Annotated in this window: 15 protein-coding genes and 1 riboswitch; of the genes, 7 read left to right on the top strand and 8 right to left on the bottom strand. The window is 71.9% G+C overall.

Annotated features, from left to right (window positions below; genetic code table 11):
• Positions 1–11 precede the first annotated feature (11 nt).
• Together ACFY4A_RS35585 and rocD are read right to left on the bottom strand one after the other, a co-directional pair.
• Positions 12–851 (bottom strand): DMT family transporter, encoded by an 840-nt coding sequence (locus ACFY4A_RS35585; RefSeq protein WP_390833466.1) that lies wholly within the window; start codon positions 849–851, stop codon positions 12–14.
• A gap of 171 nt (positions 852–1,022) precedes the next feature.
• Positions 1,023–2,228 carry an ornithine--oxo-acid transaminase gene (rocD, locus tag ACFY4A_RS35580; protein WP_390833441.1) on the bottom strand — a complete coding sequence of 402 codons (1,206 nt, stop codon included), beginning with the start codon at positions 2,226–2,228 and terminating at the stop codon, positions 1,023–1,025.
• 113 nt (positions 2,229–2,341) lie between these two features.
• A riboswitch (ZMP/ZTP riboswitch) is annotated at positions 2,342–2,430 on the top strand.
• A 30-nt stretch (positions 2,431–2,460) separates the two neighbouring features.
• Between rocD and ACFY4A_RS35575 the strand changes: the two genes are divergently transcribed.
• On the top strand, positions 2,461–3,915 hold the full coding sequence (locus ACFY4A_RS35575; protein WP_390833440.1) for a glycine hydroxymethyltransferase: 1,455 nt from the start codon (positions 2,461–2,463) through the stop codon (positions 3,913–3,915).
• A gap of 34 nt (positions 3,916–3,949) precedes the next feature.
• Here ACFY4A_RS35575 and ACFY4A_RS35570 read toward each other — a convergent pair whose 3' ends face one another.
• The 4 genes from ACFY4A_RS35570 to ACFY4A_RS35555 form a co-directional block, all read right to left on the bottom strand.
• The gene (locus tag ACFY4A_RS35570; protein WP_390833439.1) at positions 3,950–4,648 is read right to left on the bottom strand and encodes a hypothetical protein; all 699 of its coding nucleotides are present in this window, start codon (positions 4,646–4,648) and stop codon (positions 3,950–3,952) included.
• Between the two features lie 52 nt (positions 4,649–4,700).
• On the bottom strand, positions 4,701–5,453 hold the full coding sequence (locus ACFY4A_RS35565; RefSeq protein WP_390833438.1) for a hypothetical protein: 753 nt from the start codon (positions 5,451–5,453) through the stop codon (positions 4,701–4,703).
• A 97-nt stretch (positions 5,454–5,550) separates the two neighbouring features.
• Positions 5,551–6,462: a hypothetical protein gene (locus ACFY4A_RS35560; protein ID WP_390833437.1), complete on the bottom strand. Its 912-nt coding sequence runs from the start codon at positions 6,460–6,462 to the stop codon at positions 5,551–5,553.
• Positions 6,455–7,057, bottom strand: a complete 603-nt coding sequence (locus ACFY4A_RS35555; protein ID WP_390833436.1) for an RNA polymerase sigma factor — start codon at positions 7,055–7,057, stop codon at positions 6,455–6,457. The genes ACFY4A_RS35560 and ACFY4A_RS35555 overlap by 8 nt, the downstream gene beginning before the upstream one ends.
• Positions 7,058–7,146: 89 nt before the next feature.
• Here ACFY4A_RS35555 and trpS point away from each other — a divergent pair, with 89 nt between their 5' ends.
• Both trpS and ACFY4A_RS35545 read left to right on the top strand, forming a co-directional pair.
• Positions 7,147–8,160, top strand: coding sequence for a tryptophan--tRNA ligase (gene trpS / locus ACFY4A_RS35550; protein WP_390833435.1), 1,014 nt, complete (start codon positions 7,147–7,149; stop codon positions 8,158–8,160).
• A gap of 162 nt (positions 8,161–8,322) precedes the next feature.
• A complete protein-coding gene (locus tag ACFY4A_RS35545) occupies positions 8,323–8,904 on the top strand; it encodes a 2'-5' RNA ligase family protein (RefSeq protein ID WP_390833434.1) in 582 nt (193 codons plus the stop codon).
• 19 nt (positions 8,905–8,923) lie between these two features.
• Here the strand turns inward: ACFY4A_RS35545 and ACFY4A_RS35540 are convergent, their stop codons facing one another.
• Entirely contained in the window at positions 8,924–9,688 is a 765-nt protein-coding gene (locus tag ACFY4A_RS35540; protein ID WP_390833433.1) for a decaprenylphospho-beta-D-erythro-pentofuranosid-2-ulose 2-reductase, read from the bottom strand.
• Between the two features lie 85 nt (positions 9,689–9,773).
• Here ACFY4A_RS35540 and ACFY4A_RS35535 point away from each other — a divergent pair, with 85 nt between their 5' ends.
• On the top strand, positions 9,774–10,736 hold the full coding sequence (locus ACFY4A_RS35535; protein ID WP_390833432.1) for a YihY/virulence factor BrkB family protein: 963 nt from the start codon (positions 9,774–9,776) through the stop codon (positions 10,734–10,736).
• On the opposite strand, the gene ACFY4A_RS35530 is transcribed toward ACFY4A_RS35535, so the two are convergent.
• A complete protein-coding gene (locus tag ACFY4A_RS35530; RefSeq protein WP_390833431.1) occupies positions 10,684–11,952 on the bottom strand; it encodes a D-alanyl-D-alanine carboxypeptidase family protein in 1,269 nt (422 codons plus the stop codon). The two genes, ACFY4A_RS35535 and ACFY4A_RS35530, sit on opposite strands and share 53 nt — an antisense overlap.
• Positions 11,953–12,043: 91 nt before the next feature.
• Here ACFY4A_RS35530 and ACFY4A_RS35525 point away from each other — a divergent pair, with 91 nt between their 5' ends.
• The 3 genes from ACFY4A_RS35525 to ACFY4A_RS35515 all read left to right on the top strand — a co-directional run bounded on the left by ACFY4A_RS35525 (position 12,044) and on the right by ACFY4A_RS35515 (position 15,529).
• A complete protein-coding gene (locus ACFY4A_RS35525) occupies positions 12,044–12,283 on the top strand; it encodes an SCO4848 family membrane protein (protein ID WP_390833430.1) in 240 nt (79 codons plus the stop codon).
• A gap of 69 nt (positions 12,284–12,352) precedes the next feature.
• On the top strand, positions 12,353–13,804 hold the full coding sequence (locus ACFY4A_RS35520; protein ID WP_390833429.1) for a metallophosphoesterase: 1,452 nt from the start codon (positions 12,353–12,355) through the stop codon (positions 13,802–13,804).
• Between the two features lie 183 nt (positions 13,805–13,987).
• Complete coding sequence (locus tag ACFY4A_RS35515) at positions 13,988–15,529, top strand: ABC transporter substrate-binding protein (protein ID WP_390833428.1); 1,542 nt, start codon at positions 13,988–13,990, stop codon at positions 15,527–15,529.
• The last annotated feature ends 3 nt before the right edge of the window (positions 15,530–15,532 follow it).

Genomic DNA, 15,532 nt, shown 5'->3' with positions numbered 1-15,532 from the left:
TCGGGCGGTGGTCACCCCTCCTCGGCCGGCGCCTCCTCGACCGGCGCCTCCCCGAACCGCGCCAGCGCCAGGGCGCCCGCCACCGCCACCGCGAAGCCGAGCACCGCGAGCCAGGCCAGGCCCTCACGGGTGCGGTCGCCCAGCCACACCACGCCGACCGCCGCGGGGCCGATCGTCTCGCCGACGACCATGCCCGCGGTGGCCGTGGTCACCGAACCGCGCTGGAGGGCCGAGGTCAGCAGCAGGAAGGCGGCTCCACCGCCGAGGAGCAGGGCGTAGGCCGCCGGGTTGGTGAACAGCGCAGACGGGGCGAGCGAGTCGATCAGCCGCACCGCCACCTCGACCACGCCGAAGCCGAAGCCCGCGCCCAGGCCGAGAAGCAGGGCACGGACGCGTTCGGGCAGGCGGCCGGCGACCGCTCCGAGCAGAAGCACGGCCAGCGCCGCCCCGAGCATCGCCCACTTCAGCGCCGTCGAGCCGTCCTCGCGGCCCTCCGTGCCCGAGGCCAGCCCCAGCATCGCCAGACCGGCGCAGACGACGCCCACCGCCGACCACTCCACCGCGCTCAGCCGCACCCGCAGCAGCCGGGACGCGGTCACCGCCGTCACCGCGAGGCTGGCGGCGAGGGCCGCGCCGACCACGTAGATCGGCAGCGAGCGCAGGGCCGCGATCTGGAGCAGGAACCCGAGGCCGTCCAGGCCCAGGCCCGCCAGATACCGCCACTGCCGTACCGCCCGCAGCAGCAGTGCCGCGTCCCCGCCCCCGCCGCTGTCCGTCGCGGCGCGTGCGGCGATGGCCTGGAGCACCGTCGCCGTGCCGAAACACACCGCCGCACCGAGCGCGCACACCATTCCCAAGAGCACGAGGCGACTTTAGGGGAGCGGTGGATCCGCGCGTCGCCCGATCCGGACGCCCGCCCGCACACGCTCCTGCCCGGCTCCTCCCGCGGTACTCGGGGAAGCCCCGGTGCTCGTTGGAGTCCTGGTGCTCTCCGCCCCCCGGACAGGCGCCGCGTCATCCCGCTACGCGCCGAGCACCGCCCGCAGTTGGGTCAGACCCCAGTCCAGATCCTCCTTGCCGATCACCAGCGGCGGGGCGATCCGGATCGTCGAGGCGTGGGTGTTCTTCACCAGGACGCCCCGGTCCATCAGCCTCCGGGCGATCTCCCGCCCGGTCCCCAGTGCCCGGTCCACGTCCATGCCCGCCCACAGCCCGCGTCCGCGCACCGTCCGCACCCGGCCCGTGCCGGCCAGCTGCCCCAGCTCGCGGTGCAGATGCTCGCCCAGCTCCGCGGCCCGCGCCTGGAACTCGCCCGAGCGCAGCATGGCGATCACCTCCAGCGCCACCGCGCACGCCAGCGGGTTCCCGCCGAACGTCGACCCGTGCTCGCCCGGCCGGAACACGCCGAGCACCTCCCGCGAGGACACCACCGCCGACACCGGCACGATCCCGCCGCCCAGCGCCTTCCCGAGCACGTACACATCCGGCACCACCCCCTCGTGCTCGCACGCGAAGGTACGGCCCGTGCGCCCGAGCCCCGACTGGACCTCGTCGGCGATGAACAGCACGTTCCGCTGCCGTGTCAGCTCCCGCACCGCCGGCAGATAACCGGCCGGCGGCACCAGGACCCCCGCCTCGCCCTGGATCGGCTCGAGCAGCACGGCGACCGTGTTCTCCGTCATCGCCGACCGCATCGCCGTCAGGTCCCCGTACGGCACGATCGCGAAGCCCGGCGTGTACGGTCCGAAGTCCGCCCTGGCCTCCGGGTCGGTGGAGAAGCTGATGATCGTCGTCGTACGGCCGTGGAAGTTGTTGCCCGCGACCACGATCTTCGCCATCTCCGCGGGCACGCCCTTGATTCGGTAGCCCCACTTCCGGGCCGTTTTCACGGCCGTCTCCACCGCCTCCGCGCCCGTGTTCATCGGCAGCACCGACTCCATGCCGCACAGCTCCGCCAGCTGTTCGCAGAACGCCGCGAACCGGTCGTGGTGGAAGGCCCGCGAAGTCAGTGTCACGCGCTCCATCTGCGCCTTGGCCGCCTCGATCAGCCGCCGGTTGCGGTGCCCGAAGTTCAGCGCCGAGTAACCGGCCAGCAGATCGAGGTACCGGCGGCCCTCCACGTCCGTCATCCACGCGCCCTCCGCCGTGGCGATCACCACGGGCAGCGGGTGGTAGGTGTGTGCGCTGTGGGCGTCGGCTGCGGCGATGAGGTCTTCCGTGGCGGTCACGGCGGCTCCCGAGGACGAAGGTCGCCTCCCGGGGAGGGGAGGTTTTCCTCCTTCCTATCCTCGCTCGCATGGTGGACGCGGGAACTGCGCCGTAGGGTGCGCCCGGTAGGCTGACGGAGGGCCGTGACTGGCGCGCTGGGATGGGACCGACCATCGGGGAGCGGCCCGAGCGGTAAGTGTGCCGTGCGCCTGGGCCGTAACGTGAACGCCGATGCCACGTCCGGAGGTCCCGATGCCTGAGAACACCGCGCCCCTGTCCAACGAGTCCACCGCCTTCCGTGCCGCCCTCGACGTGATCCGCGCCGTCGAGCCGCGCGTGGCCGACGCCATCGGCCAGGAGGTCGCCGACCAGCGCGAGATGCTCAAGCTGATCGCCTCCGAGAACTACGCCTCCCCGGCCACCCTGCTGGCCATGGGCAACTGGTTCAGCGACAAGTACGCCGAGGGCACCGTCGGCCGCCGCTTCTACGCCGGCTGCCGCAACGTCGACACCGTCGAGTCGCTGGCCGCCGAGCACGCCAAGGAACTCTTCGGCGCCCGCCACGCCTACGTCCAGCCGCACTCCGGCATCGACGCCAACCTGGTCGCCTTCTGGGCCGTCCTCGCCCAGCGCGTGGAGGCCCCCGCCCTGGAGAAGGCCGGGGTCCGCCAGGTCAACGACCTCTCCGAGGCGGACTGGGCCCAACTGCGCCAGGCCTTCGGCAACCAGCGCATGCTCGGCATGTCCCTGGACGCCGGCGGGCACCTCACCCACGGCTTCCGCCCGAACATCTCCGGCAAGATGTTCGACCAGCGCTCCTACGGCACCGACTCGGCCACCGGCCTCCTCGACTACGAGGCCCTGCGTGCTTCCGCCCGCGAGTTCAAGCCGCTGATCATCGTCGCCGGCTACTCCGCCTACCCGCGCCTGGTGAACTTCCGGATCATGCGCGAGATCGCCGACGAGGTCGGCGCCACGCTCATGGTCGACATGGCCCACTTCGCGGGCCTGGTCGCCGGCAAGGTCCTCACAGGCGACTTCGACCCGGTCCCGCACGCCCAGATCGTCACCACCACCACCCACAAGTCTCTGCGCGGCCCGCGCGGCGGCATGGTCCTGTGCGACGACTCCCTCAAGGACCAGGTCGACCGGGGCTGCCCGATGGTCCTCGGCGGCCCCCTCCCGCACGTCATGGCCGCCAAGGCGGTCGCCCTGGCCGAGGCCCGGCAGCCCTCCTTCCAGGACTACGCCCAGCGCATCGTCGACAACTCCCGCGCTCTCGCCGAGGGCCTGATGCGCCGCGGCGCCACCCTCGTCACCGGCGGTACCGACAACCACCTCAACCTGATCGACGTCGCCTCCTCCTACGGCCTCACCGGCCGCCAGGCCGAGGCCGCCCTGCTCGAGTCCGGCATCGTCACCAACCGCAACGCGATTCCGGCCGACCCCAACGGCGCCTGGTACACATCCGGCGTCCGCATCGGCACCCCCGCGCTGACCACCCGCGGTCTGGGCACCGCCGAGATGGACGAGGTCGCCGGCCTGATCGACCGCGTCCTGACGGCCACCGAGCCCGGCACCACCGGCAAGGGCACCCCCTCCAAGGCCCAGCACGTCCTCGACCCGAAGATCGCGGACGAGATCTCCCACCGGGCCACGGACCTCGTGGCGGGCTTCCCCCTCTACCCGGAGATCGACCTCGGCTGACCCGTCCCCGCGCGGGACTCACAGGTCACTGGACTCACAGGTCGATCAGCTCCTGTCGTCGTTCCTCCCGCGGCGGTCCGGTACCGCGCCGGGCCGCCGCGCGGCATATCAGCAGCGTGCCGCCGGCCCCGGCGGCCAGTCCGCCGGCCGCCCACCACAGGTGATCACCTGCGGCGCCCGGAGTCCTGCCGGACGGCGCACTCTCCACGTCACCCAGCAGCCCCGTGCGGGCCAGCCGCTCGTACAGGTCTCGCGGCGCCCGGTGCCAGCGGATGTCGTCGTCCTCCACATCCGGGGCCAGGTCCGAGCGGACCCACGGTGTGCCGTCCTCGGCCACGATCAACTGGTCCTGCCGCTCCACGGCCACATCACCTCCCGGCGGCCTGCTCGTCACCGGCCATCCTCCGACCCCGGTCAGTCCCCACACCACGGTCACCCGCACCGCCGGATGCCGCCCCCGCGCCCAGGCTTCCGGCACCGGCTCCGTCCCCGTGTACGCCGGGCGCAGCAGTTCCCGGAGCCGGGTGAAGTCGCGATCACCCAGGTGCAACGCTCTGGTACGCCCCGAGCCGCCCGCGACGACCAGGGCCACATCGGGCGCGCGCGGCGCTCCGCCTCCGTCCGAGGTCACCGCGACCGCCGGCACCCCGCACAGCAGCACCCCCACCCCGACCGCCACCACCGGCAGTACCCAGATCAGCCATGGCGCCGTACGCCCACCGCGCAGTGCCACCCGACCGCCCCCTCCGTCCTCCCGCGCACGTCTCTCGTCGCCCGCACGCGTCCTACACGTCCCGCAGTTCCTGCCGGGGCTCCGGGGCCCGCTCCCGCCGCAGGCGGTCGAGCGGATGCCTCGGCACGAAGGACCGCAGCACCAGCGCGAGCACCGCCCCGGCCGCCGCCCCCGGTATCGCCCACCACCAGTCGGTGCCGGCGCCACCCCCGGCCGGCTCACTCACCCGCACCGTCTGCGTCCCCGTGTCCGCATCGGGTGCGGTGGACTCCGGTGCCGTGGTGTCCGGTGTGGCCGTCTCCTCCTGCCACGGCGCCGGGAAGACACCGGTGTATCCCTGGTCCGAGGCCGAGGTCTTGCCCATCACGCCCAGCTTCGCGAGCAGGGCACGCAGCCGGGCGGGCTGCTCGGCGCGGTGCCAGTAGCCGTTCATGGACTCTGGAACGTTCGCCGCCGTGTGGATCCATACGGCGTTCCCGCCGGTCACCGGGAAGACCCGGTCGAGTCGCCACGGCGATATGTCGTGTGCCAGCCAGGTCACGTTGATCTGCCGGGCATGGACCAGATCGGCCTCGGGCGGCTTGTCGAGGCTGCCCGAGCCCGCCGGGCCCAGGAGCTTCTCCAACTGCCCGTACTCCTTCTCGGAGTAGTACCGTGCGCCGGCCTCTCCGCTCTGCGGCGAGGTCACCAGCACACTGGTCGGCCCGCCGGCCGCCGCGGAGGACGCACCCCACACCATCACGGCGAGCATCATCGTCAACGCGCCTAGGAACGCGGTCAGTTCACGAGCCCTCCGCCTGCCCATCCGAACCCCCACCGGCCGAATCCGGCGCGGCCCGCCCCGGGCCGCGCATCACTTCTGGTACACCGCTCGGCCCGTCCCGGTTCCCACCTCGCCGGCACTATGTCGAGGGCCGCCCGGCAGTCCCGGCCTCCAGCACGCCCGACCGGGCGATCCGCGTCGCGCGCGCCTTCGACGCCACTCCCTCCAGCCGGAGCGTCACCGCGTCGTCGCCGGTTCCGTGCATCCACAGCAGCGTCGGACCGGCGGTCCGCTTGCCCCGGGTGAGGCGGTGGCCGTCGGCGTCCACCAGCCAGAAGCTCAGCAGATGCGGCCTCGGAAACCACAGGGCGGAGTCCGGAACTCCGTCGGGCGAGGTCGTGCCCAGCTGGATCCACTCCGGTGGTTCCCGCAGTCTCTTGACGAAGCTGACGTCCAGCCGCTGCGGATACTCGTCGAGCCGTATCGTCCGCCCCTGTTCGTGCCAGCACAGGGTCACCAGGAACCGCCCCCGCGGCTCGTCGGTCACCGTCACCGCGTCCGGCACGCCGAGCGCGTCCGGCACCAGGGGCTCGAAACCGGCCTGCCGCCGGGCCTGCGCCAGGGACAGCGACCTGCCGCAGCCGGGGACCTCGGCGCCGGGTGAGGGCACCGCCGACGGGTCGTACCGCACCTCGACGCCGGCGAAGTCGAACCAGTCGAGAACCGCCGCCCGCACCGGGGGCGTGAGCGCGAGGACCGCCAGCAGGCCGCACAGGGCCGCCGTCAGCGAACGCCACCGCGTCCGCGTCCAGTGCCGCACCGCCCGCAGCCGCTCACCGGCACCCGCCGGCTCGGCCACCGGGACCGGCACCTGATCGGCCAGTATCTGCTGAAGCACCCGCTCCACCATCGACTCGGATCCCGCCGACAGACCCGACGGACCCGACGGACCCGACGGACGCGACGGACCCCCCGCCCCCGGCGCGTCCAGCGACCGCCCCAGCTCCCGCAGCTCCTCCGGCAGCCCGTGGGTCCCCTCCGGCTCACGCATGGTCCTCACCTCCTCCCCGGGGCTGGACATCCGGCAGCAGACGGCCCAGCTTGCGCAGGGCGCGATTGAGACGGGACTTCACCGTGCCGCGGGGCCAGCCCAGGGCCTGGGCGGTCTCCGACTCGTCCATCTCCAGCAGATAGCGGTAGGTGACGACCAGACGGTGCTCCTCGCTCAGCTGTTCCAGCGCGGCCAGCAGGGCGGCGCGGCGCTCCGTCCGCAGCGTCGCCACCGCGGGGTCCGCCGACTCCGGTATCAGCGGCTCGGCCTCCACGAACGCCGCCTCCCGGCCGGCGAGTGTGCGCTGCCGGGCCGCCGCGCGCACTGTGTTCCTCGTCTCATTGGCGACGATCGACAGCAGCCACGGCCTGAAGGCAGAGCCGTCCCTGAACCGGCCCAGGGCGCAGTACGCCTTGACGAAGGCCTGCTGCACCACGTCCTCCGCGTCCGCCCCCGCCCCGAGCGCGGTGGCCGCCCTGAGCGCGATGCCCGTATGGGCCCGCACCAGCTCCGCGTACGCCTCCGGCTCTCCGGTGCGTACGCGTGCGATCACCGCGGCCTCATCGACGATGCGGCCCCCCTCCCGCGTTCTCACACCCTTGTTACACCGCGCGGGACGATTCGGTTCCCACCTGTTTCCGGCCGGTTCCGGATCGGGCTCCCTTACCTGAGAGAATGGTGAACATGGCGACTGACCGACCCCGCGTGCTCTCAGGAATCCAGCCCACCGCCGGATCGTTCCACCTCGGCAACTACCTCGGCGCCGTCCGCCAGTGGGTGGCCCTTCAGGAGAGCCACGACGCGTTCTACATGCTCGCCGACCTGCACGCGATCACGGTCACGCAGGATCCGGCCGAGCTGCGCGCCAACACCCGGGTGGCGGCCGCCCAGCTGCTGGCCGCCGGGCTGGACCCGGACCGCTGCACGCTGTTCGTCCAGAGCCACGTCTCCGAGCACGCGCAGCTCGCCTGGGTCATGAACTGCCTCACCGGCTTCGGCGAGGCCGGCCGCATGACCCAGTTCAAGGACAAGTCCGCCAAGCAGGGCACCGACCGGACCTCCGTCGGCCTGTTCACGTACCCGATCCTCCAGGTCGCCGACATCCTGCTCTACCAGGCCAACGAGGTCCCGGTCGGCGAGGACCAGCGCCAGCACATCGAGCTCACCCGTGACCTCGCCGAGCGCTTCAACGGCCGCTTCGGCCAGACCTTCACCGTCCCGGACGCGTACATCCTCAAGGAGACGGCGAAGATCTACGACCTCCAGGAGCCGACGATCAAGATGAGCAAGTCGGCGTCCACGCCGAAGGGCCTGGTCAACCTGCTGGACGACCCGAAGGCCACCGCCAAGAAGGTCAAGAGCGCGGTCACGGACACCGACACCGTCGTCCGCTACGACCCGGAGACCAAGGCGGGCGTCAGCAACCTCCTGACGATCTATTCGACGCTGACCGGGGCGGGTATCGGCGAACTGGAGGAGAAGTACGCCGGCAAGGGCTACGGTGCGCTCAAGACGGACCTCGCCGAGGTCATGGTCGAGTTCGTGACGCCGTACCGGGAGCGGACCCAGCAGTACCTGGACGACCCGGAGACCCTGGACTCGATCCTGGCCAAGGGCGCGGAGAAGGCTCGCACGGTCGCCGCGGAGACCCTCTCCCAGGCGTACGACCGGGTGGGTTTCCTGCCCGCCAAGCACTGAGGCGCACCACCGCACACCCGCGCCGCTGGGCAGAGCGCTGCACATCACTGTGGCTGCGCCTGCCCACAACGGTGCCGTGGTCGTACAGTCATAGCCGGACGGCGGTGACGAAACGGCTGAGAACCAAACAGAAGACCCATCCGGCACGACGAAGGAGACGACGTGGGGACCGTAACGATCGGCGTGTCGATCGCGGTCCCGGAGCCCCACGGCAGCCTGCTCCAGCAGCGGCGCGCGGGCTTCGGCGACGCCGCGGCTCACGGCATCCCCACGCACGTCACCCTGCTGCCGCCGACGGAGGTCGACGCCGCAGAGCTGCCGGCCGTGGAGGCCCATCTGACGGAGGTGGCCGCGGCCGGGCGCCCCTTCACCATGCGGTTGTCCGGCACGGACACCTTCCGGCCGCTGTCCCCGGTGGTCTACGTACGGGTCGTCGAGGGCGCCGAGTCGTGCACATGGCTGCAGAAGCAGGTCCGTGACGCCTCCGGGCCGGTGGCGCGTGAACTCCAGTTCCCCTACCACCCGCATGTGACGGTGGCGCACGGCATCGACGACGTGTCGATGGACCGAGCCTTCGAGGAGCTCGCCGAGTACGAGGCGGAATGGCCGTGCACCGGGTTCGCCCTGCACGAACAGGGCCCCGACGGGGTGTGGCGCAAGCTGCGGGAGTTCGGCTTCGGCGGTAGCACGGTGGTGCCCCCGCAGGCGGGCCCCGTGGACCGCGGCACGCTGCCCGCCCGGTAGGGACGGCGCGAACAGGCGGCTACAGCGGCAGCCGCCGGAAGGCGGCGCGTGGCAGATGCCGCAGTACGGTCGTCACCACCCGGAGCACACCGGGCACCCACACCGTCTCCGAGCGCCTGCGCAGCCCGAGTTCGACGGCGGTGGCGACCTGCTCGGGGGTGACGGTGAAGGGTTCGGCCTCGCGGCCGGCGGTCGCCCTGGAGCGCACGAACCCGGGGCGTACGACCATGACGTGCACCCCGGTGCCGTACAGCGCGTCGCCCAGGCCCTGGGCGAAGGTGTCCAGACCCGCCTTGCTGGAGCCGTAGATGAAGTCCGCGCGGCGGGCGCGTTCCCCGGCGGCCGAGGAGAGCACCACGAGCGAGCCGTGCCCCTGGTTCTGCAGCGACTGCCCGGCCACCAGTCCCGCGGACACCGCCCCGGTGTAGTTGATCTGCGCGACCCGGACCGCGTTCAGTGGCGCCCGTTCGTCGTACGCCTGGTCGCCGAGGACGCCGAAGGCCAGCAGCACCATGTCGATACGGCCCTCGGCGAAGACCTTGCCGAGGACGGTCTCGTGGGACGCGCAGTCCAGCGCGTCGAACGGGACGGTGCGCACCTCCACGCCCAGGGTGCGCAGGTGCGCGGCTGCCTCCTCCAGGCCCGGTGACGGGCGGCCCGCCAGCCACACGGTGCGGGTGCGGCGCGCGATCAGGCGGCGCGTGGTGGCCTGGGCGATCTCGGATGTGCCGCCGAGGACGAGCAGGGACCGGGGGAGACGCGAGAGACCGGAGGCATCCTTCACGGCAGACGACTGTATCGTCCGGTTATGCGTGTTTTGGCGCAGAAACGCGGTGTTCACGTCGCCGCCGAGCGGGCACAGTCCGATCATGGACTGGCTGAAGAAGCTTCCCGTCGTCGGGCCGTGGGTGGCCCGCCTGATGACCACGCACGCGTGGCGGTCGTACGAGCGTCTGGACCGGGTCAAGTGGACGAGGCTGGCCGCCGCCATGACGTTCATCAGCTTCGTCGCGCTGTTCCCGCTGCTGACGGTGGCCGCCGCGATCGGCGCCGCCACCCTCAGTCCGCAGCGGCAGCACACGCTCCAGAACAAGATCGTCCAGCAGTTCCCGGGCCTGGGCCAGCAGTTGGACATCAGCGCCCTGGTGCAGAACGCCGGGACGGTGGGCCTCATCGCCGGTGCCGCCCTGCTGCTGACCGGCGTCAACTGGGTCGCCCAGACGCGGGACTGCCTGCGCGCGGTGTGGGAACTGCCCGACCCGGAGGAGAACCCGCTGCTGAACAAGGTGAAGGACGCGGGCGTCCTGATCGGCCTCGGTGGCGCGATGCTGGTCACGCTCGCCGTGTCCACCGTCGCCTCGGCCGCCATCGGCTACATCTCCCGGGAGATCGGGCTGGCCGAACACGGCTGGGGCACCGTCCTGTTGCGGATCATCGCGTTCGCGGTCGCCGTACTGGCCGACTTCCTGGTGCTCCTGTACGTCCTCACCCTGCTGCCCGGCGTCGAGCCGCCACGCCACCGGCTGCTGGTCGCCGCGCTGCTCGGCGCGGTCGGCTTCGAGCTGCTGAAGCTGCTGCTGAGCGGCTACATCCAGGGAGTGGCGGCGAAGAGCATGTACGGCGCCTTCGGGGTCCCGGTCGCCCTGCTGCTGTGGATCAACTTCACTTCCAAGCTGGTCCTGTACTGCGCCGCCTGGACGGCGACGCAGTGCGGTGCGGGCGACGGGGGCGGTGCGGCCGGCGAGGACGGGGGCGGTGACGGCGGCCGGGCCGTCGGTCTCAGGGGCGGGTCCGGCGGCGCATCAGGTCCGGCAGCGGCCACCGGCGGTTGACCAGGAACGCGCCGGCCGCGAGCAGCACCAGCGCGCCACCGGCGACCCCCAGGGCGATTCCCACTCCGCCGGAGCCGTTCTTGACGGACGCGCTCGCCACGGCCGAAGGGGACGAGCCGCCGTCGGTCCGGCCCGCGGAGGGCTCGGCGCCCGGCTGTCCCTTCGCCTCGGCGGCGCTCCTGGGCGGCACCAGCTCGCCCACCGGGCGCGCCTTGTCCAGAGCGGCGAAGCCCCAGTCGAAGAGCTTGGCGGTCTCCTTGTAGACCTCGTTGTGGTCCTTCTTCTCCGGGTTCATCACCGTCACGAGCAGCACCCGGCCATCGCGCTCGGCGACTCCGGTGAAGGTGGCGCCCGCGTGGGTGGTGTTGCCGTTCTTCACGCCCGCGATGCCCTGGTAGACCGAGACGTCGTAGTCGCCGCTCAGCAGCCGGTTGGTGTTCTGGATCTCGAAGGAGCCGCGGGAGGTCTTGCCCTTCTTGTTCTTCTTCGTCTCGCCCGGGAACGACGCCCTGACGGTCGAGCAGTATTCGCGGAAGTCCTTCTTCTGCAACCCCGAGCGGGCGAACAGCGTGAGGTCGTACGCCGACGAGACCTGGCCCTTGGCGTCGTAGCCGTCCGGGCTCACCACGTGCGTGTCCAGCGCCTGGAGTTCCTGCGCGTGGGCGTTCATGTCCTCCACGGTCGGCTCTATTCCGCCGTTCATCGCGGACAGCACGTGCACGGCGTCGTTGCCGGAGCGCAAAAACACGCCCAGCCACAGGTCGTGGACCGTGTAGGTCTCCTTCTCCTTGATGCCGACCAGGCTGGAACCGGCGCCCACGTCGGCGAGATCGGCCGGGGCGACCTTGTACGTCTGCGTCCGGGGGAACTTCGGCAGCACGGTGTCGGCGAACAGCATCTTCAGCGTGCTGGCCGGAGGCAGCCGCCAGTGCGCGTTGTGCGCGGCGAGCACCGCGCCGGACTCGGCGTCGGCCACGATCCAGGAGCGCGCGGTGAGGTCCTTGGGCAGCACGGGCGCGCCGTCGCCCAGGTCGACCTGTGTGCCGGGCAGGCCCAGGCGGGCGCCGCCCACGGTGGACATCCGGGCCGGGGGAGTGGCCGACGGGACCGGCGCGGCGAAAGCGGCGGGCGCGGTCAGCGAAGCGGACAACGTGAACAACAGAGTGGCGGAAGCGACCATCAGCGATCGCCTGATGATCTTATTGGGTGCGGGCACGGTCGGAAACGTACCCGGTGCGGGCAGTGACGTCCCGCCCGCCCTTCCACCCCGGACGCGGAGCCGGGCCCCGGACAGTGATACTGAACGTATGAAGCTCAGCCGCCCCGTCTCCTGGTTCCTACTCGCCTTCGGGGTGTGGAGCTGGGTCATCTGGGTCACTTTCGTCAAGAATCTCGTCAAGGACGCCAGCGGTCTCGCGTTCGACCACGGGCATCCGACGGCGTACTTCTGGGTGCACCTGGCGCTCGCCGTCGTCTCCTTCGTATTGGGGACGGTCATCGGGGTCATCGGGTTGCGCGGACTGCGCGCACTGCGCCGGACGTCATAGCGTTCCGGACAGCTCCACGGGGGCAGGGGCAGAGGCCGGCACAGGCAACAGGCGGAAGGAACGGGCGGCATGGTGGTCGTCTTCGTGCTCGTGGCGCTGCTCGTGCTCAGCGGGGTGGTGGCGGCCAACTGGTACCTGTGGCGGCGCCTGTTCCGCGACACCACCCGCGGCCCCGGCCCGGCACGCCGCGCGGGCGCGGCCCTGATCACGGGCGGCTGGCTCCTGGCCGTCGCGGCCCTCGTCACCGAACGCGCCGGAGCCCCCTTCTGGCTCCAGCGCACCCTGGCCTGGCCCGGCTTCCTCTGGCTCGCCCTGTCGCTGTACCTGCTCCTGGCCACCCTGGCGACCGAGCCACTCCGCCCGGTCCTGCGCCGTCTCCTGCCCACCCGCCCGCGGGTACCCTCCCGGGATCCGGGCGGCCCGCTCCCCGCCGCACAGACACCCGCCGAGCCACAGTCCGCCCACGAGCCGCACACCGCCGCGGAGTCGTCGTCGGCCGCGGAGTCGTCGTCCGCCGCCGAGCCGGTGCTCGGCCGCGCGCCGCTGCCCGCCGTCGAGGCGCAAACGGGTTCCGGTCGTTTGGCGGTGGGCGGGGTGAAGACGGCGGCCGCCGGTCCTGCCGCGGCCGAGGCCCCACCGGCCACCGGCCGTCCGGGCCCGCCCGCGGAGCTCGCGTCGCCGTCCCCGCGCGACCTTCCCAGCCGGCGGCTGTTCGTGTCGCGGGTGGTCGCCGGAGGCGCCGCCGCGGTCGCCCTGGGGACCGTCGGTCACGGGACCTACGGGGTGCTGCGCGGGCCGCGGGTGAAGCGGGTCACCGTGCCGCTGGCGAAACTGCCGCGGGCGGCGCACGGGTTCCGGATCGCCGTCGTCAGTGACGTCCACCTCGGACCGGTCCTCGGGCGCGGCTTCGCGCAGAAGGTCGTCGACACGGTCAACGCGACCCAGCCGGACCTCATCGCCGTCGTGGGGGACCTGGTGGACGGCAGCGTGAAGGATCTCGGGCCCGCGGCGGCACCACTGTCCGGGCTCCGGGCGCGGCACGGGGCGTACTTCGTCACGGGCAACCACGAGTACTTCTCAGGTGCCGAGCAGTGGGTGGAGGAGGTGCGGCGGCTCGGCCTGCGCCCCCTGGAGAACGCGCGCACCGAACTGCCCGCCTTCGACCTGGCCGGCGTCAACGACGTACGGGGCGAGAGCGAGGGGCAGGGCCCCGACTTCGAGCGGGCGCTCGGCGACCGGGACACGGCACGCGCGTGTGTGCTGCTCGCGCACCAGCCGGTGCAGATCCACGAGGCCGTCCGGCACGGTGTGGACCTCCAGCTCTCCGGCCACACCCACGGCGGCCAGCTCTGGCCCGGCAGCCTCCTCGCGGCCGCCGCCAACCCGACCGTCGCCGGCCTGGAGCGCTACGGCGACACCCAGTTGTACGTCAGCCGCGGCGCGGGCGCGTGGGGCCCGCCCACACGGGTCGGCGCGCCCTCCGACATCACCGTCGTCCAGCTCGCCTCGAGGCAGGCCTAGGGTCCCCGGAACCCGCCCCGAAGCACTCGAACAACAAGTCTTCGTAACTTCTTCGCATTCTCCCCAGACCCGGCTTCCCCTTGGCGAAAAGCGTGTGATTAGGTATCGGCGCCACTCAGGTGTGTGGCATATGCAGAAGGGCCCGTGAAGGGTCTGGGGAGGGTACGGGTGCGATCGGTTCGCATGCGGATCCTCACGACGCTGCTCGTACTGGCGGTCGTGGGGGTGGGCGGCTGGCAGTTGCTGCCGTCGAAGGACGACAAGACCAAGGCGATCGTCGTGGGCACGACGGACGCCGTCACGTCGCTGGATCCGGCAGGAGCGTACGACGCGGGCTCCTGGGCACTGTTCAGCAACGTGTTCCAGTCCCTGCTGGCCTTCGAGCCGGGTGGGGTCCAGCCCGTGCCGGACGCGGCCAAGAGCTGCGGCTTCGTCGGCGGCGGGCTGCGCACCTACCGCTGCGAACTGCGTGAGGGCATCGAGTTCCCCAGCGGACGCACGATGACCGCCGAGGACGTGAAGTTCTCCTTCGACCGCATCAAGAAGGTCAACTCCGACGTCGGCCCGGCCTCGCTGCTGTCGACCCTCGGCTCGGTGGAGGCCGGCGGCATGACCGTCACCTTCCACCTGTCGACCCCGGACGCCACCTTCCCGCTGAAGGCGGCCACGGGCGCCGGCGCCATCGTCGACCGCACCCGCTACCCGGCCAACGGGCTGCGCACCGGCACCGCGGTCGACGGCACCGGGCCGTACGCACTCAAGGGCTACGCCAAGGACAAGAGCGCGGTACTGGCGCCGAACGGCTCCTACAAGGGCGCCATCAGCAGCACCGGGCGACCGGTCGAGCTGCGCTACTTCGACAGCCCGGCCGAGCTCGAGAGGGCCTGGGAAGGCAAGCGGGTCGACGTCGCCACGCGCAACCTGCCCCCGAAGCTTCTCGCCGGACTCAACCCGAGCGACCCCAAGCTGCGCGTGTCGGTGTCCGACAGCGCAGAGACCCGCAACCTGTACCTCAACACCCGTGCCTCCTCGCCGCTGCACGACGTCCGCGTCCGGCAGGCCGTTGCCTGGCTGGTCAACCGCGAGCAGCTGGCCAGCTCCGTGTACGACGGGACCGTGGACGCGCTGTACTCGCTGATCCCGGCCGGTATCACGGGCCACAACACGGCGTTCTTCGACGCCTACCCGGCGCAGGACGCCGAGAAGGCCCGCGAGCTGCTGACCGAGGCAGGCGTGTCGATCCCGGTGCGTTTCACCTACGGCTACGGCAAGGGGCGCGGCGCCGCCGGCGAGGAGGCCGTCGAGCTCAAGCGGCAGCTGGAGGCGAGCGGCCTGTTCAAGGTCGACACCAAGGGCTACGAGTGGTCCGACTTCCAGAAGCTCTGGGCGGGCGGCAAGCTCGACGCGTACGCCGTCGGCTGGGTCGCCGACTACCCGGACCCCGACACCTTCGGCTCCGCCCTCGTCGGCACCGACAGCACCATGAACACCGGGTACAGCAGCAAGGCCGTCGACAGCCTCATCCGGGACACCCAGCAGTTCGCCGACCGGGGCCGGATCGCCGCGGACTTCCGCAGCCTCCAGTCGAACGTCGCCACCGACGTGCCGCTGATCCCGCTGTGGCAGCGCAAGGAGTACGTGGTCAGCAGCGAGGACGTCGGCGGCGGCCAGTACCTGTCGGACGGCACGGGCAGCTTCCGGCTCTGGAAGCTCGACTGGATCTGACCG

Source organism: Streptomyces sp. NPDC001292 (assembly GCF_042896465.1).
Taxonomy (GTDB): domain Bacteria; phylum Actinomycetota; class Actinomycetes; order Streptomycetales; family Streptomycetaceae; genus Streptomyces.
This window is presented reverse-complemented; position numbering and strand designations above follow the sequence as displayed.